The organism is Arenibacter lacus (genome assembly GCF_008711145.1).
In the GTDB taxonomy this organism is placed as follows: Bacteria; Bacteroidota; Bacteroidia; order Flavobacteriales; family Flavobacteriaceae; genus Arenibacter; species Arenibacter amylolyticus.
This window is the reverse complement of the sequence record NZ_VVIN01000022.1, coordinates 1-23,774: the sequence shown is the minus strand read 5'-3', so window position 1 is coordinate 23,774 and position 23,774 is coordinate 1. Positions and strand designations below refer to the sequence as shown.

The window sequence follows — 23,774 nt, the reverse complement described above, 5'->3', positions numbered from 1 at the left end:
TTAGACCGATTATAGGCCATTGGATTATGATTATCCTATTTTATTTGATTCCAGGTGGCCGAGTATAAGGGAGCTATCTTATTTAAGGTTTCCTTTAACTGCACCATATCTACCCTTGGACCATCGGAAAATATATCCTGTATCTCCTGAGACTTAGCATCAAAAAAGGTTTGAGTTAACAATGCATTGGGATGCCTAGAGGCCAAGTTTTCAAACAATCGCAAGGTACCCGCAATTACCTGTTTCCCAGTACTGTTATTATCTGCAAGGATATCTAATCCCTTTCTGTGGTAATTGTACATAGCAACCCTAAATTCCCGATAGGAATTGGACATCAGGTTATCTACAAGTTCAAATCTTCCGCGATCCCCCGACGTTGTGCTCCATCCCGGTGCACCACTACTTTGGGAAAGGGCCACAATCTGTTGGGCCTTTCTAAAATACTCACTGCCCCCTTCCAGGGAAAAAGTATCGGCATCTAAGCCCAATATAATATAGACATAATAAGAGATCATTGCCACCAAGTTGCTATCCAAATTATTTTCATTGTATATCAATGGCTGAAACTCTATGTATTGAAAATTAAAGTTATTGTCTTTATAGTTTAAAATAGGGCTTTGATAGGAAGTATTAAATACAGGACGGGAAGATTGCAGCTGTATATTCCCCTTAAAACTATTAGACTCATGCTCCGTAATAGTGATGAACATTTGGGCATTCACCCTTTCCTGTTCTTTATACTCCCTGTTAGACCAGTTGGTATTGTTCACAAAATCGTTCAGGGCTCGTTCTAGCGTTTTAAAAACTTGCTTATTGGTAGTCCCCACCTGGTCTGCATTAAGGGTTACCGTACATTTTAATTCCTGCGCCCCCAAACCGAGGGAAACAAGTAAAAAAAGGATAACAAGGGAATAGTTACGCATGGAGTTGGTTTATGATTTCGTTTAAAATATCATTAGCGACCTCTGCCTTGGTCTTTAATCCAAACGTTTTAATATTCAATTTCTTATTTATATAGGAGATTTTGTTGGTCTGTTTACCAAAACCCGCCCCGGTATCATTTAGGGAGTTTAAAATGATGGCATCTAAATTTTTCCTTTTCAGTTTTCCTATAGCATGCTCCTCCTCGTTTTCCGTCTCTAACGCAAACCCTACCAAAAACTGTTCTTTCTTCTTTTGCCCTAAGGAAAATAGGATGTCCTTGTTTTTGACTAAGGTAATACTTAACTCCTCGTCCTTCTTTTTTATTTTTTGATCTGCCACCATTTTTGGTTTATAGTCCGATACGGCTGCCGCACAGATCACAATATCCATCTCTTGATATACCGCATGCACCTCTTGGAACATTTCCTCCGCGGAAGTGACCTTTATAAGCTGTATGTGGGAATGTTGAATAATGAGGTGGGAAGGACCAGAAACCAATACTACTTCTGCCCCCAAATTGGCCGCTTTCTGAGCCAACTGATACCCCATGAGACCTGAGGAATGATTTCCAATAAACCTAACCGGGTCTATTGCCTCATAAGTAGGTCCGGCAGTAATCAACACTTTCTTACCTCTTAACGGCAATCCTTTTACGAGGTCTTTTACTAAAAACTCCACGATATCCTCTGGCTCTGCCATACGGCCCTCCCCCACTAGTCCACTAGCGAGTTCACCCGAGGTAGCCGGAATCATAATATTGCCAAAGGAAGCTAACTTCTTAAACGTTTCTGTAGTAGATGGATGGATAAACATATCCAAATCCATCGCAGGAGCAAAGTAAACGGGACATTTGGCCGACATATAGGTGGCCATCAACAAGTTATCACAAGTACCCTGTGCCATTTTAGACATGGTATTGGCCGTAGCAGGCGCAATCACCATAAGGTCTGCCCACAGTCCTAGTTCCACATGATTGTTCCATGAGACACTGCCATCTTCCTCATTAATAAATGTGGAATGCACCGGATTTTTAGACAGCGTAGCCAGGGTTAGGGGCGTAACAAAAGAGCTGGCACTATGCGTTAAAATCACTTTAACGTTAGCGCCAGCTTTAATAAGTAAACGTACTAAAAAGGTGGTCTTATAAGCAGCTATACCTCCGGTAACCCCTAAAAGTATATTTTTACCGCTCAGCATCTTTTATACGTCTTTCTCTGTATTCCTGTAATAAATTTTATCGTCTAACCACTCTCTTACTGCAATGGCATGCGGCTTTGGCAATCTTTCGTAAAATTTAGAAACTTCTATCTGCTCCTTATTTTCAAAAACTTCTTCCAAGCTATCACTATAGGTGGCAAACTCTTCCAATTTCTCCAAAAGTTCCTTTTTGATCTCTACATTAATCTGCACTGCTCTTTTTGCTGCAATAGAAATAGCCTCATAAATGTTACCGGTGGGCGCATCAAATTCATTTCTATTGTAAGTTACGGTAGAAACCGGCGCTTTGGAGCTTTTTAAATCATTTGTATTCATAACTGATGGTATTTTATTTGGAATAATTTTGTAATTCTTCTTCTACTCTCTCCATGGTCTTGTCTGCATCCTTCAAATACTTAGACTCCGGAAATTGTTTTTTCAACGCATTATAAGCCGATTTGGCATTGTTTAAACGTTCCTTTTTAAGGTAATCAAAACTATTGAAGGCCAAAGTGGAAGCCGAATCGAACTTGTAATACAGGGCATCTTCCCGATACATAGAACCCGGGTTGTCCGTAATAAAATTATCGAAGGCAGTTATTGCCGGGGTTAAAAAGGTATAGTCAAACTCACCAATGGTATTAAACTGCTTGGCAATTTCAAACTCTTTGCGTTCCTTTTTGGTAGTAAGCTCCTGGGCCATAATATTGGCTTCCGCTAAAAACTCCGAGTCTGGATAGGTGTTGATAAAATTCTGTAGTTTAATCAATGCCTTATCGGTGTCGGTTTGATCCAAAGAATACCTAGGGGATAGCTCAAAATAACTTTTTGCTCCTAAAAAACCTGCCTCTGCAGCTTTGTCACTTTTTGGGTAAGATTTCAGGAATCGCTCAAACTGATACCCCGCCATATTGTAATCCTTGATCTGAAAATAGGAATCTGCCAGGAAAAACATAACCCGTTCTCCCTGCGGCCTACCTATGTATTTAGGTGCAATCTGCTCTAATAAGCGGTTGGCCCTCCTATAATCACCCTGATCATAGAATTTCTCCGCTAATTCATATTTTGCCTTTACGTCTTCGTTTTTAAGTACTTTTTGGTACTCACTACAAGAAGCAAGGATTACTGCCAACAATAAAATGGGGAATAGTCGTTTCATTTTTAAAAACATTCTGCAAAATTAAGGATTTAGAACGGATATAAAAAACATTATTAGCCCGCTAAAATAACTTCCTTCCTCACTTGTGGCAAATTTATTTGTACAAGTTTTAAATATATAGCTCCAACCCCACCAAAACAAGGGAGAAAATCATCCCCTGAACCTTTGCAAACTACGCTCACAAGTCGTTGTTTAATGAAACTGTTATAACTCTGGTAAGCAACTTTATTTTTGCTTCCACCTCCTTTGAGGAAGCCCAGCGGCCCATAACTCTGGCCATTCATCTATTTAATAGAAAGGCTTAGAGGGTAATCCCTATACCCTGAATAAAAAAAAATCCGGTGCTGTCATAAGGCTTTTCAGCCCTACCCTAACACCGGATGGTTTATTTATTTCTTTTATGAATTTTTAGGCAACTGTTTTTAAGACCGAGCTTAGAAACCGATTGATGCTTTTTTTAAGGCTTGCCGTTGCCTCCACCAAAGGAAGACGAACTACAGCAGTCCCCTGTCCTAAGTGCTCTAACATCGCTTTGATACCCACGGGGTTCCCTTCCCTAAAGATCAGGTCCATCCCATCTAAAAGGGCATATTGCAAATTAAACGCTTCTTTCACCTTATTCTCCAATCCAAAACGAATCATCCTAGAGAATTCTTTGGGCAGTCCCTGTCCCAATACGGATATTACACCAGACCCACCAGCCAAAACAGTAGGCAAGGCAGTAAAATCGTCCCCAGAGATAATCATAAAGTTGGAAGGCTTGTCCTTAATTAATTGCATAACCTGCAACATATCGCCACTTGCCTCTTTGATCCCTACAATATTATTAAAGTCATTTGCCAACCTTAACACAGTTTCGGGCAACATATTGCTCCCTGTCCTTCCCGGCACATTGTACAGTAATATTGGTTTGGGCGAGGCCAATGAAATAGCCTTAAAGTGCTGATAAATTCCTTCTTGGGATGGCTTGCTATAATATGGGGATACAGACAAAATTGCATCAAAATCCTTAAGGTCTGTCTCTTTTAACTCTTCTACCACGGCAGCTGTATTATTGCCACCAATCCCCAACACCAACGGAAGCCTTCCTGCATTGGCCGTTACTACGGTATTGATTGCCAACTCCTTTTCCTTTTTGGAAAGCACCGCAGATTCCCCAGTAGTACCTAAAACCACTAGATAATCTACCCCCCCATCGATACAATAATTCACTACCTTGGTAAGTGCCCCGGTATCTATGGTAAAATCTTCCTTAAACGGAGTAATCAAAGCAACACCCGTACCCACTAATTGTTCCATTGTTAAATCTCATTTAGTACCCCTAAATATTTTCTCATTTCCTTTTTAAAGGTTTGAAAATCGTTTATGGGCGAATTCAATATCAAATCATTAATTTTTTCATCCACTCCCCCAAAGCCTACTTTTAATCTAGCTTTGGTCTTTACGCTCATCAACCGCAATGGAAGTTGTTCCCTCGTATAATAGTTCACCAGCACATCGTACTCTCCTTCTAGGAACTCCAAGGCATAACTATTTTCAATTTTGGCCTTAAACCCAAGGTCCTCATCGGAAAATGTAGGTGTACCAAAGGGCGAATTATTATCGCCAACTGCTTTATATCCTATCACTTTCACAGAATTTGGCGGCAGGGAAAATTCCTCTGCGAATTCATTAAAGGATTCCACATCCTTAAACTCGTCCAAATTCACTATACAGCCTATGGTTGTTATCCCCACACGCCCTTTCGGGGTGTTTGAAGGGGACTCCAATTCCCGTTTAATAAACTTACGGGCAGCCCTAATTTTTAAATTATCCTTAAACTTTTTTAAAAACATGTATTTTTACATTATCAAGAATGTAAAAGTAAATATTATCATTGCAATTTAAAGCACGAAGGTAAGAACTATATGAGTTTAAAAAATAAACATTTTGTTATATTCCTAACAATATGTGCGCTTCACGCCTGTAAGCGGCCAGAGCCAACACTAAACACAATTAGTGGAAAACAGTTAGAAATTAATCAATCTATACCCCCCAAGGATAGTATTGAACAATTTATAACCCCGTACCGAAACAGAATAGATGAAGTATTGGATAGCGTACTAGCCTATGCTCCAGAGACCCTCACCAAAATGGAGGGGAAACACAACACCAATGCGGGAAATTTGATGGCCGATATTGTTATGCAAGAAGTTGGTCCCATATTCACCTCCAGGACGGGGAAAAACATCGATTTTGTACTGCTAAATTTTGGTGGCATCCGATCCATAATTTCTAAAGGGCATGTTACAGCTAGGAATGCCTATGAGGTAATGCCATTTGAAAACTCGGTATTTGTGGCGGAATTGGATGGGAAGACGGTACAGGAATTGGTAGAATTTCTTGTTAAATCTAGTGTGCCCCACCCCATTGCGGGAATCCAAATTGCTGTGGATAAAAATAACCTCTTGAAGAAAGTTAGTATACAAGGAAAACCCATTGATGAGGGTAGGACTTATTTTGTAGCCACTTCAGATTATTTAGTCAACGGGGGTGATAGAATGGATTTCTTTAAAAACCGTCTTTCACTTGTAAACACAGACTATATGCTGAGGAAGGTAATGATTGATTATTTTATGAAAGTAGACACCGTAAAGGCCACCATAGATGACCGTTTTATACAAATAAACTAAGAATGGACCGTAGAAACTTTATATCCAGAACCGCAGCTACCTCCGCTTTTATAGGGATGGGCGGATTAACGTTACATTCTTGCCAGCAAGAAACAACGAAACATATCACCATATTGCACACTAATGATGTGCATAGCCATATAGACCCCTTCCCTACCAACCACTCTAGCTTTCCCAATTTAGGTGGAGTTGCCAAAAGAGCCACCTTGGTAGAAGAGATCAGAAAGGAAAACCCCAATACGCTTTTGTTGGATGCCGGGGATATCTTTCAGGGCACCCCCTATTTCAACTTTTACGGTGGCGAGTTGGAATTTAAATTAATGAGTATGCTACAGTATGATGCGGCAACCATTGGCAACCACGAATTTGATAATGGCTTGGAAGGTTTTGCTGCTCAATTACCCTACGCAAAATTCGATTTTTTATCTGCCAACTACGATTTCTCCAACACTATTTTAGACGGACAAGTAAAACCGTATAAGACCTTTAGTCGGGGTGGTATAAAAATTGGTGTTTTTGGACTTGGAGTTGCCTTGGACGGTCTAGTTTCCAAGAACCTCTATAAGGAAACGGTCTATTTAGATCCGATAGAAATGGCCCAGGAAGCAAGTAACACGCTAAAGAACAATGAACACTGCGACCTAATTATATGTCTATCACATATAGGATATCAATATACCAATTCGCAAAGAGTAGACGATCTAAAGTTAGCAGCAGCCACAGAAAACATAGATTTAATCATAGGCGGGCACACTCACACTTTTTTGGAGAAACCCACCGTAGTGCAGAATAGGAAGGACCTGCCGGTGCTAGTGAACCAAGTGGGTTGTTTTGGTATTAATTTAGGTCGATTAGATTTTTATTTCGAAAGTGGAAAACTAACCAATACCCAAGGGATATCCATTTCCGTATAAATTGATTCTGGCATTTTACCTAGGTGAGTTAGGGGAACTAATTTTCTTTTGAAAGGGTGTAATCCTTGGTCAACTCTGCCTGTGTCTTAAACAACGTATCCCCTGCACCAAGGAATGGAAATAATTAAAACGCCCTATTATGAATGAAGCCAGTAAAAAATCGACCATCACGAAAAACATCCTGAAAATAAAGGGTAGTAAGGTGACGGAATTTACCGATATCCTAGCTTCGGAAGAGCCCTTGGAGATCCGTATCAGTGTTTTACAGGGAAATCCGCCAATCCTAAATAAAAACATATCCATTACCATGCGCACGCCAGGAAACGACACCGATCTTGCCGTGGGATTCTTATTTACTGAGGGTATTTTAGCTTCTAAAGATCAAATAGATCAGATCACCCTTGAGGATAATAAGGCACACCTATACCTCAACAACTCCAAAAACATTGACCTCAGTAAATTAGAACGACATTTTTACACCAGTAGTAGTTGTGGTGTATGCGGGAAGGCTAGCTTAGCGGCGCTAAAAACGGTATCTCTCCTCCCTCCTTCCTCCGCAAATTTTCAGGTAGACAAAACACTACTTCATAGCTTCCCCCACACCTTAAATCAACAACAAATCATTTTTAATAGTACCGGAGGCATCCATGCTGCCGCTCTTTTTAACCCTACTGGAGATTTACTTGGACTAAGGGAAGATGTAGGCAGGCATAATGCATTGGACAAACTTATTGGCAGCTGTCTTCAAACCAGCAAATTCCCCTTAGACAACCACCTCTTGTTTCTCAGTGGGCGCGCAAGTTTTGAACTGCTACAAAAAGCAGTAATGGCCGGCATCCATTTCATATGTGCTGTTGGAGCACCCTCCAGTCTGGCTGTAGAAATGGCAATTGAGCACGATGTGACCTTAGTTGGATTTCTAAACGAGCACCGCTATAATATTTATAACGGGGCCAAGCGTATTAAAATATAACCCCCTAGGTTTTGCTACTAATTCTCTATAACCTAATTTTATAAGATACCTGCAAAAACCATTATGAATGAAAATTAGAATAAGGGGAAATTCCATTCGCTACAGATTAACCAAGTCGGAGGTAAGTGCTCTTCAAGAATTAGGTTATATAGCAGAGCACACCGCATTCAATGGCACTCAATTTACCTATGCTATCAAAGCCGTGGAGAACCTCACTGCCTTAGAGGCAAGCTTCCATAATAACACCATTACCCTACTATTTCCAATGATAGAAAATGAAAAATGGGCAGAAACAGATAGGGTTGGCTATGAAAACAATATGATGTTAAACGATGGACAAACACTTAAATTACTGTTAGAAAAAGACTTTATCTGTTTGGACGAACGCTTGGAAGATCAGTCGGATAATTACCCCAACCCAGCTGCAAAATAACCTCGCTTGAGTACCACCCTACCAATAAAAGGCACCCCAAAAAATTAAGGTTGGGATTTTCCTTAATATAAACCAAATAATCATGAAGAAGGACAAGAACAAGCCCCCCAATCCGGAGCCACCCGAAAAGCTAACAGGCTTAAAAACGGGCTCTCCAAAAAAAACAGCAGCGGGGATACCAGCGGTTATTTCGTCTGCCCAACACGTATTTGGAGCGATGGGACTTGGGAGGGGGCTAAAAGCCTTGGCCCATCTAAACCAGAAATCTGGATTTGACTGTCCCGGGTGTGCGTGGCCAGATCCAGACGATGATAGGAGCCCCATGGCAGAATATTGCGAAAACGGGGCAAAGGCCATTGCAGAGGAAGCCACTACCAAAAAACTGGACGCTTCATTTTTTAAGAAAAACAGTATTTCCTACCTCGCTTCCCTCTCCGATTATGAAATTGGAAAAAAGGGTCGTTTGGCCCAGCCAATGTTCTTGCCCCAAGGGGCAGATCATTATGAGGAGATTAGTTGGGAAGATGCATTTAAGAAGATTGCCGATCACCTAAATACATTGAACCATCCAGATGAGGCCATATTTTACACTTCTGGCAGAACCAGCAATGAAGCTGCCTTTCTCTATCAACTCTTTGTACGTGAGTATGGCACTAATAATATGCCCGATTGCAGCAATATGTGCCACGAAAGCAGCGGGGTGGCGCTAACAGATACCCTAGGTATTGGAAAGGGTTCCGTAAAACTGGAAGATTTTTACGAAACCGACCTTATTTTAATACTGGGACAAAATCCGGGTACCAATCACCCAAGAATGCTGAGTGCCTTGGAGAAAGCTAAGAAAAACGGCGCCTACATAATATCGGTCAACCCGCTATTGGAAACCGGACTACTCAACTTTAACAATCCACAGCATCTTAAGGGGGTTTTGGGTATTAGCACTTCCTTGACAGACATCTATCTGCAAGTCAAGATAAATGGAGACATGGCCTTATTACAGGCACTGACCAAATTATTATTGAATAGGGAAGACCAAGCCCCAGGTTCGGTTTTGGACCACGATTTCATCGAGAAAAAAACAGAGGGAATAGACAGTTATCTTGCACATATTAGATCCTTAGACATATCGAACCTAATAGCGCAGTGTGGAATTCCCCTTGGGGAATTAGAAAAGGTGGCAGACATTATAGCCTGCAAACCTAAGATGATTGTATGTTGGGCGATGGGCCTTACTCAACACAAAAATTCTGTAAATACCATTAAGGAGCTGGTAAACATGCTACTTTTAAAAGGCAGTATTGGGAAGCCAGGTGCGGGAACCTGTCCGGTAAGGGGGCACAGCAATGTACAAGGTGATAGGACCATGGGTATTTATGAAAAGCCACCAAAATCCCTGTTAGACAATTTAGAGAAGGAATTTCATTTTAGTCCGCCACGGAAGAATGGGTATGATACCGTAGAAAGTATAAAGGCCATGCACCAGGGAGAGGCCAAGGTATTTTTTGCCATGGGTGGTAATTTTCTATCCGCTACCCCAGACACCTTATACACCGCCCAAGCCCTGCAGAACTGTGCCCTAACGGTACAAGTATCCACTAAACTGAATCGCAGCCACCTCATCCATGGAAAGGAAGCCCTAATTTTACCCTGTTTGGGAAGAACGGACAAGGATATCCAAAATGGGGAATTGCAATTTGTTAGTGTAGAAAACTCTATGGGTATTGTTCATAGCTCCATGGGAAGTTTACCCCCGGTATCCGACCAATTACTGAGCGAAGCTGCAATTGTTTGTGGCTTAGCAAAGGCCACCCTTCCCAATTCCAAGGTAAACTGGGATCGCTACCTACAGCATTACGACCATATACGCGATAGTATTGAAGCCTGTATCCCCGGTTTTAACAACTACAATCAGCAAGTGAGACAGCCAGCTGGATTCTATTTACCCAATTGCGCAAGGGACAATTCCTATGACACCCCCACTGGAAAAGCTAAGTTTAGCATTTCCAAAAGTGAGTATGTCTCCCTAGAAGAAAAAGAACTTCTAATGATGACCATTAGAAGCCACGATCAATTTAATACGACCATTTATGGTTTAAATGATCGCTACAGAGGCATCTATCATGAAAGAAGGGTCATTTTAATGAATGAGAAGGATCTTCAGAGCCGTAAGCTTAAGAACAAGGAACTGGTAGATTTATATAACTATCACGACGGAAAGGAAAGGATTGCCAAAAAATTCATTGTCTTATCCTACAATATTCCCGAAAAATGCTGTGCCACCTATTTTCCGGAAGCCAACGTACTGGTGCCTGTGGGTAGTACTGCAGACTTTAGCAACACCCCAACCTCCAAGTCCGTGGTTATCCAAGTAAAAAAACATAAATCCCAGGAAAGCGAAATCAACTAATGAATTTAGGTAGACCGGCAATTTGGGAAGCCCCCCATAAAAATTTTATTTCTCCAACGTAGAGCAATAATATCTTAATAAAAACCAATCTAATGAACAAAGCAGCATACCTTCCCATTTTACTACTCCTATTTAGGCTCTAGTTTACAATAGCTATTATTTGTATCTTTAGGTATGGAACTAGAAGAATTAAAACAAAAGATCCTTTCGCTTCCTCTGGTGGACAGGCGGAGATTGCTCAAGGATATCGAAAAGCACGATGTGACTGCGGGAAGTCCAATGGCACAGGCCTCCCGCCGACATCTTCTCGACAATATGATGGGCGAGTGCCCGCACTGTGGCCATACCAAATATGTCCGTTTCGGAAAGGACAAGGGTGCACAGCGCTATAAATGCAAGTCCTGCAAGAGAAGCTTTACCGAATATACGGGCACTTGGATGGCGGGGCTGCACAAGAAGGACAAGATAGACGCCTACTTGGCCCTTATGGTAGAAGAGAAGAGTCTGGACAAGATCAAAGATGCTCTGTGTATCAATAAAAAGACCGCTTTTGACTGGAGGCACAAGATATTGGCCTCGCTCTCGGAGACGGGAAAGGACGATTTCACCGGTATTACCGAAAGCGATGAAACCTTCTTCTTCAATTCTGAAAAGGGCAGGGAGGTCACCGGTCGCAACGCGAGAAAACGAGGGGGGCTCACTAAAAAAGAAAGGAATCGATAGGGACCGTGTGGCCGTCATCGTGACCCAGGACAGGAAATCTGTTATGGACCTGACCGTGGCCACTATGGGCTATATCAAAAAGACCGATCTGGAAAATGCCATCGGAAGTCGGATAAAACCGGAAAAGGCGATATTGTGCAGTGATGCATCGGTAATCTACAAAGGTTTTGCAATGGATCGAAAACTGGAACACCATGCCCTGAAGGGAATTATAAAACAACGTGTAAAGCAAGGCGTTTACCATATACAACATGTGAATTCCACGCATAATAGACTAAAGAAATGGATAGACGGCACTTTTTGGGGCGTTTCGACCAAATATCTTCAGCAGTATCTGAATTGGTTTAGGGTAAAGGAGCACCTCAAGGGTAGTAAGGACATGCTCCAGGCCTTTGTTCCCAAGACCGTTGAAGACATTGGAACCTATGCCAGATACAGAAATATAGACACTAGGTATGAAAAACTAATATCAACGCAAACATAAACTAGAGCCCCTATTTACTATAAGTACTTGGGGACAAGGAGAACAACAAGAGTATTACCAACTTAAAACCTATCTTTTAGACACTGAGGCACAGGAGAAAAGGACAGACCAATACCTAAGCGAAGCCTTATTACCTGCCCTAAAAAGATTGAACATAAAAAACATAGGCGTTTTTAAGCCTAGGACAATCGATTCCTTAAACCCCAGTAGTATTAAAGTTTTGATACCCATGAAAAGCCTTCAGCTATTGGAGATTTTGGATGCTGAACTCCAAAAAGACAAGGATTATATGGTAGCTGCCAAAGATTTCTTAGATGCTCCTCATGAGAATCCGCCCTACACTAGGGTTGAATCTATTCTTATGAAAGCATTTATAGATATGCCTAAGATGATCCCCACCCCTTTAACCGGACCCCGCAAAGACCGTGTATACGAATTGAGAAGCTATGAGTCTGCTACCGAGGCTAAGTACATTAATAAAGTGGCTATGCTTAACGAGGGTGGAGAAGTAACGCTTTTCAACGACTTAGGATTTAATGCCGTTTTCTATGGGGAAGTTTTGTCCGGGGCCAACATGCCCAACCTTATGTACATGACCACCTTTAAAAACAAAGCCAGTAGGGATGCGCATTGGAAATCGTTTTCTGAATCACCCGTTTGGAATCAATTAAAAGTAGACCCAAAATATCAAAATAACGTATCTAAAAATGTTACCCACTTCTACTACCCTACGGAATATTCCGATTATTAATCCTATTCTGTATGGCTTTTCCGTGCCCTTATATTAAGGGAATGGATACCTATCATCAAAAATAGGCCATGGAATTAACCAGGGCCTATATTTTATATAATAAACTTTACTTTTAGATCAATACCGCAATTACTATGGCTGTTGATTTAGAAAATATTCCACCAATTGCCGTTGTTCTTCCTTCAAACTTACAGTTGGAAACTCTCTACCTGCCTGTCGGTACCAATATCCTGCATTAAACTTATCTCCTTCCTGTCTATGTAAGTAGGCATGAATCCAGCTTCCGTGAGTAGTATACATTTCCTGTGCAATATCATGGGAAGCTTCCCAGTCCCCCTTACAATCGAACCACATGGCCTTTAGCGCATCGGACCATCCCCTAGGCGGGGTACTACTTTCTAAAGTGGTTACAAACGTTTCGTAATTCTTAGGTTTAGACATCTTAACAACTAATATATTTAAGCAACAATATTACTGAGAACCCCTATCCCCTCAATGGAAATATGGATAAGATCTCCCTGTTGCAGACTAAAAGAATCTGGGGGCACTATCCCGGTACCTGTCATTAATAGGCAACCATGCGGAAAAGACATTTCGCGAAAGAGGTAATGCACTAGGTCCTCCGGTTTTCTTTTCATCTGACCCAGCTTGGTTTTTCCTTTAAAAACTTCCTCATTGTTTCGTACTATTTGGATTTCAATAATGGTTTCTGATCCTATGGGCGACTCTGTGAGCAGAATGCAGGGGCCTACCGCCGCAGCACCATCATAACTTTTAGCTTGGGGCAGGTATAGGGGGTTTTCCCCTTCAATATCCCTAGAACTCATATCGTTACCTATGGTATAGCCCACTATCCTTGCATTTGGAGTGATCACCAGGGTGAGTTCGGGTTCGGGCACGTTCCATTTAGAATCCTTTCGGATACGCACCTGGTCCCCATGTCCCACCGCACGGTACGGAGCACTTTTAAAAAACAACTCGGGTCTTTCCGCATGGTAAACCCTGTCATAGAAGTCGCCCCCACCAGCATCCTTGGATTCCTCCATCCGCGCCTCCCTACTGCTAAAATAGGTTACTCCCGAGGCCCAGATTTCCTGTTTACCCACCGGTGGCAATGGTTTTATTGTTAGCTCGGAAGTATCACTAGTTAGAGGCGTCATTTGATTGATGCGCTTAAGAGTGTCCGCATAAACAGCATCATTACAAAGGAAGGAATCCCAATCTGTCTCTAAGAGATAGTGTTTTTCCTCTTTTTGGACTAGGATGCCACTGTTTGTTTTAAAAATCCTCATACGCAGTATATTAGTTCAACATAGCCATAAAATCGCTTTCAGAAATAATAGGAACCCCAACACTCTCTGCCTTAGTCCTTTTACTGGGTCCCATTTTATCACCTGCAACAAGATAAGAAGTTTTTGAGGAAATACTGGAACCTACCTTGCCTCCATTATCCTCAATTAGTTTTTTTAGCTCGTTTCTACTAACATTTTCAAATACTCCCGAGACAACAAAAGTCATCCCATTAAAAAGATCGGATTGATTGAGCAGCAAATCTTCGGAAATTTCCAGTTGTAACCCTACCGCTTTCAATCTAGAAATAATCTCCAAATTGACCTCATTTCCAAAAAAGTCTACCACACTTTCTGCGATACGCTGTCCAATCTCATCTACCTGCATCAATTCTTCCTTGGTGGCATTCTGCAAAGCGTCTATACTCTTATAGGCTTTGGCTAGTTTTTTGGCCACTGTTTCTCCAACAAACCGTATGCCAAGGGCAAAAAGCACCCTTTCAAACGGAATTTGAACCGATTCTGCCACTCCCTTTATCAAGTTTTCAGCAGATTTTTCTGCCATCCGTTCCAAGGGTAGTATTTGTTCTTTGGTAAGACTGTAGAGATCGGCATAATTCCGGATTAGCCCCTCTCTAAATAACAATTCTACCGTCTCGGCACCCAACCCCTCAATATCCATCGCCTTGCGGGAAATAAAATGCTGAATACGTCCTGTTATCTGTGGGGGACAACCGTATTCATTAGGGCAGAAATGTTTGGCATCCCCCGCTACACGCTCTAAGTGGGTACCGCATTCCGGACACTGATCTATATACTTAGTGGGTTGAGAATCCAAGGGTCTTTTGGTGAAATCCACTCCTATAATCTTGGGAATAATCTCCCCTCCCTTTTCCACAAAAACAGTATCCCCAACCCGAATATCAAATTTTTCAATTTGATCGGCATTGTGTAAAGAGGCTCTCTTTACCGTAGTACCGGCTAATAGTACCGGCTCTAAATTGGCCACCGGAGTAATAGCCCCTGTACGCCCAACCTGATAAGTGATCTCTTCCAAAGTGGTTGAAACCTGTTCGGCTTTAAATTTGTACGCCATCGCCCAACGTGGGGATTTGGAGGTATAGCCCAACTCTTCTTGATGTTGTAGGCTGTTTACCTTTACCACTACCCCATCAGTTTCATAAGGTAGCTGATGTCTATGCACATCCCAATACTCCACAAATTGAAGGACCTGATCTATAGATTTACAAAGTTTGGCCACGGTTGGTACTTTAAACCCCCAGCTCCTAGCTTTCTCCAACATTTCAAATTGAGATTCCAACCCCAGGTCTTCCCCTACAATACTATATAAAAGACATTCCAAGGGACGTTCTGCCACCAAAGCACTGTCCTGTAATTTTAAGCTTCCCGCAGCAGTATTTCTCGGATTCATATAAGGCTCCTCCCCATTTTGGATTCGCTCTTCATTCATTTGTGCAAAGCCCTCAAAAGGCAATACTATCTCTCCTCGGATATCAAATTTTTTAGGATAATCCCCCTGTAACTGCAGAGGTACAGACCTAATGGTTTTTATGTTATTGGTAACGTCGTCTCCTTGTATTCCATCTCCCCTGGTTAAGCCCCTAACCAGCTTTCCATCTTCATAGGTGAGACTGATAGACGCCCCATCGTACTTAAGCTCACAGGTATACGCTACTTCCACGTCTCCCAGAATCCTCTGAATTCTCTTTTCCCAATCTTCCAAGTCTTCTTTGGAGTAGGAATTATCCAAGGAATACATGCGCTGACCGTGCACCACCGTCATAAAATTCTTGGTGACGGCACCCCCTACTCGCAAGCTTGGGGAATTGGGATCGTAATATTCTGGATGCTTTTTTTCAAGAGCTTGCAACTCCTTTAGCTTCATATCAAAATCATAATCTGATATGGTGGCATTGTCCAGCACATAATAATTATAGTTATGTTGATTCAATTCCTTTCGCAATTGCTCTATTTGCTTCTTAATTTCCATTTATAACTTTTCTTTATTATCTAATTTGGCAGGGATCGCTGGCTATGCCAACTTAATTTGGATGTGCTTTACAACTACCATCTACCTTCCAAGTTCTTATTGCTACTTTTGTATTCTAGGGACTCGATCCAGTAAAATTCCTCTACCTACCCACCCCCTAAACCTTATAGTTCCTGACCGATTTAAGACCATGTCCCCTTTAACAATCTTTGGTTTCCATAGACATCTTCCCTCAGCTCAATTTCCGAAAAACCAGCTGTTTCCATAAGATGTTTGGTTTCTTTCCCAAGATATTGGTTGATCTCCAAAAACAACATTCCGCCTGGGTGCAAGTGGCGGCGGGCAAACCTAACAATACTTTTATAAAACAACAACGGATTTTCGTCGGACACAAATAGGGCTGTATCCGGTTCATAGTCTAACACATTATGGTTCATGGCACTTTTTTCGGATTCCCTTACATAAGGCGGGTTAGAAACTATCACATCAAATTTTCCTTCAAAATCATCTAAAGCAAGGGCATCAAATTCCAAAAAATCAACTTTTACCTTATTACCCTTAGCGTTTTCCCGAGCTACCTTTAGTGCTTCTTTGGAATTATCCAATCCCTGCACGCTGGCTTTAGGGAGGAATTTAGATAAGGAGATGGCAATACATCCGCTCCCTGTCCCGATATCTAAAACACTCCGCTCCTTTTCCTCCTGGCGTAGCTCATCCAAAATCCAGTAGATCAACTCTTCTGTTTCCGGGCGGGGTATCAGTACATGTTCATTTACCACAAAGTCTAAGTCACAAAATTGGGTGCTTCCTAATATATATTGAATAGGCCGCTGCAGTTTTAATTGGCTCAAGACATTAAACAACTGCCCTTCCTCCTCCTTAGTTATGGTCATATTAGGCTCTAATGCCAGAACAAAACGTTCCAGACCCAAATAATGCTCAATAGTTAAGTAGAAAAAACTATCTACCTCTTCTTTTGGATAAAGCGCATCTAGTTCCTTATGATAAATATTCTTAATTTCTTTTAATTGCATTGGTATGTGTTAATATCCTAATATCGGTTGTTGTAAAACAATAGCGTGAGACTCAATGGTCTGAATATTTTTAAACCTACCATTGCTTTTTCCTATTGAAAGTACTAGCTTCCTTCTTTTCTATAGTCTACCAATATTGTGCTATTTTTGCGGAGTGAAGATACATGAAAAATACATTTTGAGGTGTATACAACTGGCCAAAAATGGTCTTGGCACCACCTTTCCCAACCCCATGGTGGGCAGTGTAATTGTGCACAACCAAAAAATAATTGGTGAGGGCTACACCAGCCCCTACGGTGGACCCCATGCAGAGGTAAACGCAATAAACTCCGTTAAGGACCAGTCGCTTTTAGGGGAGGCTACCCTATACGTTAGCTTAGAGCCCTGCTCCCACCAAGGGAAAACCCCTCCCTGTGCAAACCTTATAATAAAACACAAAATCCCCAAAGTAGTCATTGGCGTACTGGACCCACATACAAAAGTGGCTGGGAAGGGCGTGGAAAAATTAAAACAAGCTGGATGCGAAGTGCTAATTGGGGTTTTAGAGAAAGAGTGCAGGGAACACCACAAGCGATTCTTAACCTTCCACAGTAAATTACGTCCGTACATAATTTTAAAATGGGCCCAGACCCGAGACGGATTTATAGCCCCCCAAGAGGAGAAAAGATCCCAAAACCCTGAGCCATTCTGGATTAGCAATGCCCGTTCCCAACAATTGGTACATCAATGGCGCGCAGAGGAACAGGCTATCATGGCCGGCACCCAAACAGTAATAAAGGACAACCCTCGTTTAAACCTACGGCACTGGAAAGGAATAGATCCGGTAAGGATTGTTTTGGATCGCGAATTAAAGATTCCAAGCGATTTCCATGTGTTGGATACTTCCGTTAAGACCATTGTAATTACTAGTAAACTCCCTAAGAATCCCAAAAAGGGCATTTATTATGAGGAGTTGGATTTTAATGGTAATTTGGCACAGCAAGTCTGCACCCTCCTCCATAAGCACCAAATACTAAGTGTAATTATAGAAGGAGGCGCCAAGACCTTACAAAGTTTTATTGATGCCAATTTATGGGACGAAGCCCGCATTTTTACAGGTAGCTCCCACTTTGGAACCGGATTAAAATCCCCGTCCATACAAGGGCGAATAGTAAAAAGCATCCCTGTACTGAGCGATACCCTAACTATTATAGAGCATGATTAAAAATATTATTTTCGATTTTGGCGATATCTTTATCAACCTAGACAAGCAGGTTGTATTTAATGCGTTCGTAGATCAAGGCATGGAAACCTTTCCACCTAAGTACTTTCGTTTAAACGAAGAGTTTGAAGTTGGGAAGATCAGTTCAGCAGAATTCATCACCCAACTTCAGTCCGAATTCAATCAGCTTTCTCCCGAAGAGATTACCGCAATTTGGAATTCCATGCTTAAGGACTTTCCAGCGTACAGACTTAATTTCATAGAAGAATTGGCTGCTCAGAAAAAATATAGACTTTTTCTTTTGAGTAATACCAATGCCCTACACATTCCGCATGTAGAAGAAATTATGGGAAAGGATCGCTTTAACAGATTTAAAAATTGTTTTGAGCAGTTTTATTTATCCCATGAGATACAACTTAGAAAGCCTAATGAGGAAATTTATGAGTTTGTATTAGACCAGAACAACCTACAGGCCAACGAGACCCTTTTTATAGATGACACGCTAGAGAATACAGAAGCAGCAGCTACCCTAGGTATAAAGACCTGGCACCTCCAAGTGGGCAAGGAAGACATAGTAGACCTCAAGACCAGACTGTAATGTGGGACCTGGGGCTGAGCATCATATTTTCGAGCATCATTTTTGTGGTGTTTAAAATGTACTCCAAAACAGGCATAGACACCTCCTACGCTATTGTTGTTAATTACCTGGTGGCATCCTTGGTGGGCTTCTCTCTCTCTCCAAAATCGGTGATTTTAACTGAAATTCCAGGTAAGCCTTGGTTCTGGGGCACTCTTATTTTGGGGGTGTTATTCATCCTGGTCTTCAACCTAATGGCAGCCACCTCCCAAAGAAGCGGTATTTCCGTGGCTTCGGTTGCTACCAAAATGTCCTTGGTTATTCCGGTGATTATAGGAGTAGTTGCTTATAATGAAAAGCTGAGACCCTTAAAGGTTGTGGGAATCGCTATAGCCCTAGCAGCCGTTTATTTTTCTTCTGCTAAGGCAAAGTCCACCCCTTCAAAAAAAAGCACCTATCTATTGCCAGTCCTAGTATTTTTGGGATCTGGACTCATAGATAGCAGTATAAAATTTTTGGAAGAGACAAGGATCCCCAAAGATGAATTCCCCCTGTTTTCGGCAACTGTATTTGCTTTTGCAGCCACTACCGGACTCCTTTTTGTGGCAATAAAACCCTCCCAGGACAAGAATAAGAAGAAATTTACCTCTAAAAACATACTAGGAGGGATTGCATTGGGAGTACCTAATTATTTTTCCATATATTTTCTATTGGCTGCTCTACAGCACGAAACGCTGAACAGTGCCTCTATCTTTACTATTAACAATGTAGCCATTGTTATGATCACCACCCTTTTGGGCATCATGCTTTTTAAGGAAGAGGTTAGTATTAAAAATTGGACAGGAATTGGGCTAGCTGTAATCAGCATCCTATTAGTAGCATATTTTTAATTTATTTTATGGCAACAATAGACACCTATAAAACGATAAGTTCCCCCAGCCCGGAAATCATCTTTAAAGAAAGGAAAAGCAAATTTTTTGGATACGCCTACCCCATATTAAGCGAACGGGAGGTAAAGCCTATCTTGGAGGAACTTGCACAGAAACACCCCACGGCCAACCACCTTTGTTATGCCTGGCAATTGGGAATAGAGGATCTTAAATATCGTGCTAATGATGATGGAGAACCCAACAACTCTGCTGGGATGCCCATCTATGGCCAAATTCAATCTTTTGAAATCACCAATGTATTAATTGTGGTAGCTAGGATATTTGGGGGAACCAAGCTTGGTGTAGGCGGACTGATAACTGCCTACCGTACCGCAGCACAAATGGCACTGGAAAGTGCTCAGATAATTGAGAAAACATTACAGCAGCAGTTTCTTTTATCCTTTGACTATCCAGAAATGGATAAGGTAATGCGTGCCATCAAACAAAATCAATTAGAAATTGTATCCCAAAAAATGGAAATGGATTGCCAGATTGTGGTATCAGTTAGAAAAAAGAATGCCGACCGTACAGAAAAAATGTTTCTTGGTATGCATCCAATAAAAATAAAACGTCTAGAAATTTAGCTTTTCCAAAATGAAATCTGGGCATTTCATAGGCTTGTTTGCCTTGGAGTCCATAAAAGCTAAAACGGTATGCGCTTCAACCAATAAATCGTTCGCTTCATTGTGTATTTCGTAGTCGAATTCAATTTTGACCAGAGGCTTCTTACGGATTCTTGTAGTAACCGTCAACAGGTCATCGTATAAGGCCGATTTTTTATAATCTATGCGCAATGAAATTACTGGCAATATAATTCCGTTTTCTTCCATCTCTTTATAAGAAATGCCTATCGACCTTAACCACTCAACCCGTCCCATCTCTAGGTATTGCGGGTAGTTCCCGTGGTACACCACTCCCATTTGATCTGTCTCTCCATATCGAACCCTAAAAGAAAACTTACTAATCCCCATGTTTTATCGGCTAAAAAACTATATATTTAATATTCGGCAAAAATTTGGTCACAACATGGGGAAAAAAAAGGATATAATCAACCCCACTCCCATTTTTTTATTAGGATAATTGTTCACATATTTGCCTAACTTGAAACCGCGGGTTTTCCTCCGCATTTACATTAAACTTTACACTAACCAAATAAAGAAATTATTAAAAATGAGTGTTACTGCAAATTCTGTATGGATCAATTGTTTGGACTTCATAAAAGACAACATCCAACCGCAGGCATTCAAAACCTGGTTTGAGCCTATTAAACCGATAAAATTATCGGACAAGGCGTTGAGCATTCAAGTTCCCAGCAAATTCTTCTATGAATGGCTGGAAGAGCACTACGTAAAATTACTAAAAGTAGCGCTTACCAAAGAACTTGGTGAGACCGCTAAATTGGTGTACATCATTAAAATGGAAAACACCTATGGCAACAAGGAACCTTTTACGGAGAAAATCCCTAGCTCCAATAGGTCCAATGTAGAACCACAGGAGTTGGACGTAGCCGTAAAATCCAAAAACCCTCAGCTTAAGAATCCGTTTGTGATTCCTGGAATCAGGAATATTAAAATTGAATCCCAGCTAAATCCAAATTACAATTTCGATAACTTTTTGGAGGGTGATGCCAACCGGCTTGCAAGATCTGCAGGGATGGCCGTAGCCAATAAACCAGGAGGCACCTCTTTTAACCCCTTGCTTGTCTTTGGAGGCGTAGGTTTAGGAAAGACCCATTTGGCCCATGCCATCGGTGTTGAAATTAAAGATAAGTATCCGGAAAGAACGGTACTTTATATATCGGCTGAAAAATTTACGCAACAGTATATAGAATCGGTAAAGAAAAATACTAGGAACGATTTTATTCACTTCTATCAGTTAATAGATGTTCTTATTATAGATGACGTACAATTCCTATCTGGAAAATCGGGAACCCAAGATGTTTTCTTCCACATATTCAACCATTTACATCAAAATGGCAAGCAGGTTATCCTTACTTCAGACAAGGCACCTGTAGATATGCAAGACATAGAACAACGCTTATTATCGCGCTTTAAGTGGGGACTATCCGCAGAGCTACAGAGCCCAGATTATGAAACTAGAATATCCATTCTCAAGAATAAGTTGTACCGGGACGGTGTGGAAATGCCAGAGGATATTATAGACTATGTTGCTAAGCATATTAAAACCAATATCCGGGAATTGGAAGGAGCCATCATCTCTTTGATTGCACAATCTTCCTTTAACAAAAAAGAAGTTACCTTGGAACTGGCCCAGATGGTGGTTGAAAAGTTTGTGAAAAACACCAAGCGTGAAGTTTCTATAGACTATATCCAAAAAGTGGTTTCAGACTACTTTGAAATGGACGTCGCCACCCTACAATCCAAAACGCGCAAGCGCCATATTGTTCAAGCAAGACAGCTCGCTATGTTCTTCGCCAAAAAATTCACCAAGGCTTCCCTGGCAAGTATTGGATCCCAAATTGGAAAGAGAGACCATGCTACCGTGCTACACGCTTGCAAGACGGTAGACAATTTAGGAGAAACAGATAAGCAGTTTAGAAAGTATATAGACGATTTAACGAAGAAACTTTCATAAAAAAATTTGTTTTATGAGCACGAAAATTCTGATGGTTTGCTTAGGAAATATATGCAGATCTCCTCTTGCAGAAGGCATTTTAAAAGGGAAAGTTGATACTGATTCTGTATTGGTGGATTCTGCCGGGACAGCCAATTACCACATTGGAAAACAGCCAGATCCACGATCTATTGCAGTTGCAAAAAAGCATGGGATAGACATCAGCATGCAACGTTGCAGGCAATTTACCGCAGAAGATTTTAAGCGATTTGACCATATTTTCGCCATGGACAAGGACAACTACGCAAATATAATTGCCTTGGCACAAGACGACCGTGAAAAACAAAAGGTAAAATTGCTATTGCATCAATTACCAACAGAAGATCAGGAAGTTCCAGATCCGTATTACGGGGGTGACGATGGATTTGAACATGTATACCAACTAATAGATATGGCATGTGAGCAACTAGCCGAAGAATTGAATCTAAAACATACCGTCTAAATGGCGGCTAACGGCAACATACACGGCAAATTATATTTAATCCCCAGTACCTTGGGGGATAATGCCCCCTTGGAGGTTTTACCAATCTCTGTAAAGGGCACTATAGAGCAAATTGACCACTATGTAGTGGAAAACGAAAAAACTGCTCGGCATTTTATAAAAAAAATAAGCGCTAAGAAATCTCAGCCAGGACTACACATCAACCTGCTCAATAAATATACGGAGCCTCACTTATTACCGACATTTTTAGACCCCTGTTTAGAAGGTTACGACGTAGGTATTTTGTCTGAAGCCGGTTGCCCCGGAATTGCCGATCCTGGAGCAGAATTGGTGAATATCGCCCACCAAAAAGGGATTCAGGTGGTACCACTAGTTGGCCCCTCTTCCATTCTATTGGCATTGATGGCTAGTGGACTTAACGGGCAGAGCTTTGCATTCAATGGCTACTTACCTATTGAGGCAAGTGAACGAAAAGGAAGCCTTAAGAAGTTTGAAAAGTTATCTAGGGAACGAGAGCAAGCACAGATTTTTATTGAAACGCCCTATAGAAATGACAAGCTATTGGCCGAATTCATTAAAATCTTGTCGCCAAATACCAAAGTCTGCGTTGCCTGTAATTTAACCCTGCCAACCGAATTTATTGCAACCAAGACAGTTGCAGAATGGAAAGGGGTTTCGGTAGACCTGCATAAAAGGCCAACCATCTTTATCATTCAGGCTTAAGACATCACTATTTTTTTTAGCTTAGCTAAGATATCCACTTAAAAGAATAAGACTAACAATCTATTCTTTAACCTCTTATACTCTCTGCGGTATATTCTCAAAGGCCTATGGCCGTTTTTAGACCTAATCATATTGCTCCTATTTTAGACATTGCGGTAGTCGCATAAAAAAAGGATCAAGCTCAAAAGTTGTGTGTAATCAAAATTATCAGGTAAGCTCAACAACAATAATCCACCTTTCAACAGGCCTTTCAATACTTTTTTCCATCGCTGAAATGCGCAGCATTCATGAATTCCT

General features: G+C 41.3%; 24 protein-coding genes and 1 pseudogene. 14 read left to right on the top strand and 11 right to left on the bottom strand.

The window, feature by feature from the left end; translation table 11 throughout:
- Positions 1–35: 35 nt before the first annotated feature.
- From porD to F1E73_RS08480, 6 genes are all read right to left on the bottom strand, one after another.
- Positions 36–923, bottom strand: a complete 888-nt coding sequence (porD, locus tag F1E73_RS08505; RefSeq protein WP_086478057.1) for a type IX secretion system protein PorD — start codon at positions 921–923, stop codon at positions 36–38.
- On the bottom strand, positions 916–2,121 hold the full coding sequence (gene coaBC, locus F1E73_RS08500; RefSeq protein WP_150451669.1) for a bifunctional phosphopantothenoylcysteine decarboxylase/phosphopantothenate--cysteine ligase CoaBC: 1,206 nt from the start codon (positions 2,119–2,121) through the stop codon (positions 916–918). The genes porD and coaBC overlap by 8 nt, the downstream gene beginning before the upstream one ends.
- Positions 2,122–2,124: 3 nt before the next feature.
- Positions 2,125–2,457, bottom strand: coding sequence for a DNA-directed RNA polymerase subunit omega (locus tag F1E73_RS08495; RefSeq protein WP_086478055.1), 333 nt, complete (start codon positions 2,455–2,457; stop codon positions 2,125–2,127).
- 13 nt (positions 2,458–2,470) lie between these two features.
- Positions 2,471–3,280 (bottom strand): outer membrane protein assembly factor BamD, encoded by an 810-nt coding sequence (locus tag F1E73_RS08490; RefSeq protein ID WP_223883395.1) that lies wholly within the window; start codon positions 3,278–3,280, stop codon positions 2,471–2,473.
- A 408-nt stretch (positions 3,281–3,688) separates the two neighbouring features.
- On the bottom strand, positions 3,689–4,579 hold the full coding sequence (gene dapA, locus F1E73_RS08485) for a 4-hydroxy-tetrahydrodipicolinate synthase (protein ID WP_086478052.1): 891 nt from the start codon (positions 4,577–4,579) through the stop codon (positions 3,689–3,691).
- A 2-nt stretch (positions 4,580–4,581) separates the two neighbouring features.
- Positions 4,582–5,115, bottom strand: a complete 534-nt coding sequence (locus F1E73_RS08480) for a DUF6913 domain-containing protein (protein ID WP_150451668.1) — start codon at positions 5,113–5,115, stop codon at positions 4,582–4,584.
- A gap of 72 nt (positions 5,116–5,187) precedes the next feature.
- Between F1E73_RS08480 and F1E73_RS08475 the strand changes: the two genes are divergently transcribed.
- The 7 genes and pseudogenes from F1E73_RS08475 (at position 5,188) to F1E73_RS08445 (ending at position 12,637) form a co-directional block, all read left to right on the top strand.
- Complete coding sequence (locus tag F1E73_RS08475; RefSeq protein ID WP_150451667.1) at positions 5,188–5,952, top strand: 5'-nucleotidase C-terminal domain-containing protein; 765 nt, start codon at positions 5,188–5,190, stop codon at positions 5,950–5,952.
- A gap of 2 nt (positions 5,953–5,954) precedes the next feature.
- Complete coding sequence (locus F1E73_RS08470) at positions 5,955–6,866, top strand: bifunctional metallophosphatase/5'-nucleotidase (protein WP_150451666.1); 912 nt, start codon at positions 5,955–5,957, stop codon at positions 6,864–6,866.
- 139 nt (positions 6,867–7,005) lie between these two features.
- A complete protein-coding gene (fdhD, locus tag F1E73_RS08465; RefSeq protein ID WP_150451665.1) occupies positions 7,006–7,839 on the top strand; it encodes a formate dehydrogenase accessory sulfurtransferase FdhD in 834 nt (277 codons plus the stop codon).
- A 67-nt stretch (positions 7,840–7,906) separates the two neighbouring features.
- On the top strand, positions 7,907–8,272 hold the full coding sequence (locus F1E73_RS08460) for a DUF7009 family protein (protein WP_150451664.1): 366 nt from the start codon (positions 7,907–7,909) through the stop codon (positions 8,270–8,272).
- Between the two features lie 82 nt (positions 8,273–8,354).
- Positions 8,355–10,679, top strand: a complete 2,325-nt coding sequence (locus F1E73_RS08455) for an FdhF/YdeP family oxidoreductase (protein ID WP_150451663.1) — start codon at positions 8,355–8,357, stop codon at positions 10,677–10,679.
- 174 nt (positions 10,680–10,853) lie between these two features.
- Positions 10,854–11,886 (top strand): annotated as a pseudogene (locus F1E73_RS08450) (IS1595 family transposase).
- 148 nt (positions 11,887–12,034) lie between these two features.
- Entirely contained in the window at positions 12,035–12,637 is a 603-nt protein-coding gene (locus tag F1E73_RS08445) for an NIPSNAP family protein (RefSeq protein WP_223883394.1), read from the top strand.
- A 132-nt stretch (positions 12,638–12,769) separates the two neighbouring features.
- Here the strand turns inward: F1E73_RS08445 and F1E73_RS08440 are convergent, their stop codons facing one another.
- The 4 genes from F1E73_RS08440 to prmC all read right to left on the bottom strand — a co-directional run bounded on the left by F1E73_RS08440 (position 12,770) and on the right by prmC (position 16,971).
- Positions 12,770–13,078, bottom strand: coding sequence for a hypothetical protein (locus tag F1E73_RS08440; RefSeq protein WP_086478045.1), 309 nt, complete (start codon positions 13,076–13,078; stop codon positions 12,770–12,772).
- Between the two features lie 17 nt (positions 13,079–13,095).
- On the bottom strand, positions 13,096–13,929 hold the full coding sequence (locus F1E73_RS08435) for a fumarylacetoacetate hydrolase family protein (protein WP_150451661.1): 834 nt from the start codon (positions 13,927–13,929) through the stop codon (positions 13,096–13,098).
- A 10-nt stretch (positions 13,930–13,939) separates the two neighbouring features.
- Positions 13,940–15,937 (bottom strand): NAD-dependent DNA ligase LigA, encoded by a 1,998-nt coding sequence (ligA, locus tag F1E73_RS08430; RefSeq protein ID WP_150451660.1) that lies wholly within the window; start codon positions 15,935–15,937, stop codon positions 13,940–13,942.
- Positions 15,938–16,119: 182 nt separating this feature from the next.
- Positions 16,120–16,971, bottom strand: a complete 852-nt coding sequence (gene prmC / locus F1E73_RS08425; protein ID WP_150451659.1) for a peptide chain release factor N(5)-glutamine methyltransferase — start codon at positions 16,969–16,971, stop codon at positions 16,120–16,122.
- A gap of 154 nt (positions 16,972–17,125) precedes the next feature.
- Here prmC and ribD point away from each other — a divergent pair, with 154 nt between their 5' ends.
- From ribD to F1E73_RS08405, 4 genes are read left to right on the top strand one after another with little or no spacing between them, the layout of a single operon-like run.
- On the top strand, positions 17,126–18,175 hold the full coding sequence (gene ribD, locus F1E73_RS08420; protein ID WP_150451658.1) for a bifunctional diaminohydroxyphosphoribosylaminopyrimidine deaminase/5-amino-6-(5-phosphoribosylamino)uracil reductase RibD: 1,050 nt from the start codon (positions 17,126–17,128) through the stop codon (positions 18,173–18,175).
- Positions 18,168–18,770, top strand: a complete 603-nt coding sequence (locus F1E73_RS08415; RefSeq protein ID WP_086478040.1) for an HAD family hydrolase — start codon at positions 18,168–18,170, stop codon at positions 18,768–18,770. The genes ribD and F1E73_RS08415 overlap by 8 nt, the downstream gene beginning before the upstream one ends.
- Entirely contained in the window at positions 18,770–19,639 is an 870-nt protein-coding gene (locus F1E73_RS08410; protein WP_150451657.1) for an EamA family transporter, read from the top strand. The genes F1E73_RS08415 and F1E73_RS08410 overlap by 1 nt, the downstream gene beginning before the upstream one ends.
- An 8-nt stretch (positions 19,640–19,647) precedes the next feature.
- Positions 19,648–20,262, top strand: coding sequence for an IMPACT family protein (locus tag F1E73_RS08405; protein ID WP_086478038.1), 615 nt, complete (start codon positions 19,648–19,650; stop codon positions 20,260–20,262).
- Here F1E73_RS08405 and F1E73_RS08400 read toward each other — a convergent pair.
- Positions 20,251–20,649: an acyl-CoA thioesterase gene (locus F1E73_RS08400; RefSeq protein WP_086478037.1), complete on the bottom strand. Its 399-nt coding sequence runs from the start codon at positions 20,647–20,649 to the stop codon at positions 20,251–20,253. The two genes, F1E73_RS08405 and F1E73_RS08400, sit on opposite strands and share 12 nt — an antisense overlap.
- A 199-nt stretch (positions 20,650–20,848) precedes the next feature.
- On the opposite strand from F1E73_RS08400, the gene dnaA reads away from it, so the two are divergent.
- Genes dnaA through F1E73_RS08385 form a run of 3 tightly spaced genes read left to right on the top strand, consistent with a single transcriptional unit; the run spans position 20,849 to position 23,477 of the window.
- Entirely contained in the window at positions 20,849–22,273 is a 1,425-nt protein-coding gene (gene dnaA / locus F1E73_RS08395; RefSeq protein ID WP_086478036.1) for a chromosomal replication initiator protein DnaA, read from the top strand.
- A gap of 13 nt (positions 22,274–22,286) precedes the next feature.
- Positions 22,287–22,754 carry a low molecular weight protein-tyrosine-phosphatase gene (locus F1E73_RS08390; RefSeq protein ID WP_086478035.1) on the top strand — a complete coding sequence of 156 codons (468 nt, stop codon included), beginning with the start codon at positions 22,287–22,289 and terminating at the stop codon, positions 22,752–22,754.
- Positions 22,755–23,477, top strand: coding sequence for an SAM-dependent methyltransferase (locus F1E73_RS08385; protein ID WP_086478034.1), 723 nt, complete (start codon positions 22,755–22,757; stop codon positions 23,475–23,477).
- Positions 23,478–23,774 lie beyond the last annotated feature (297 nt).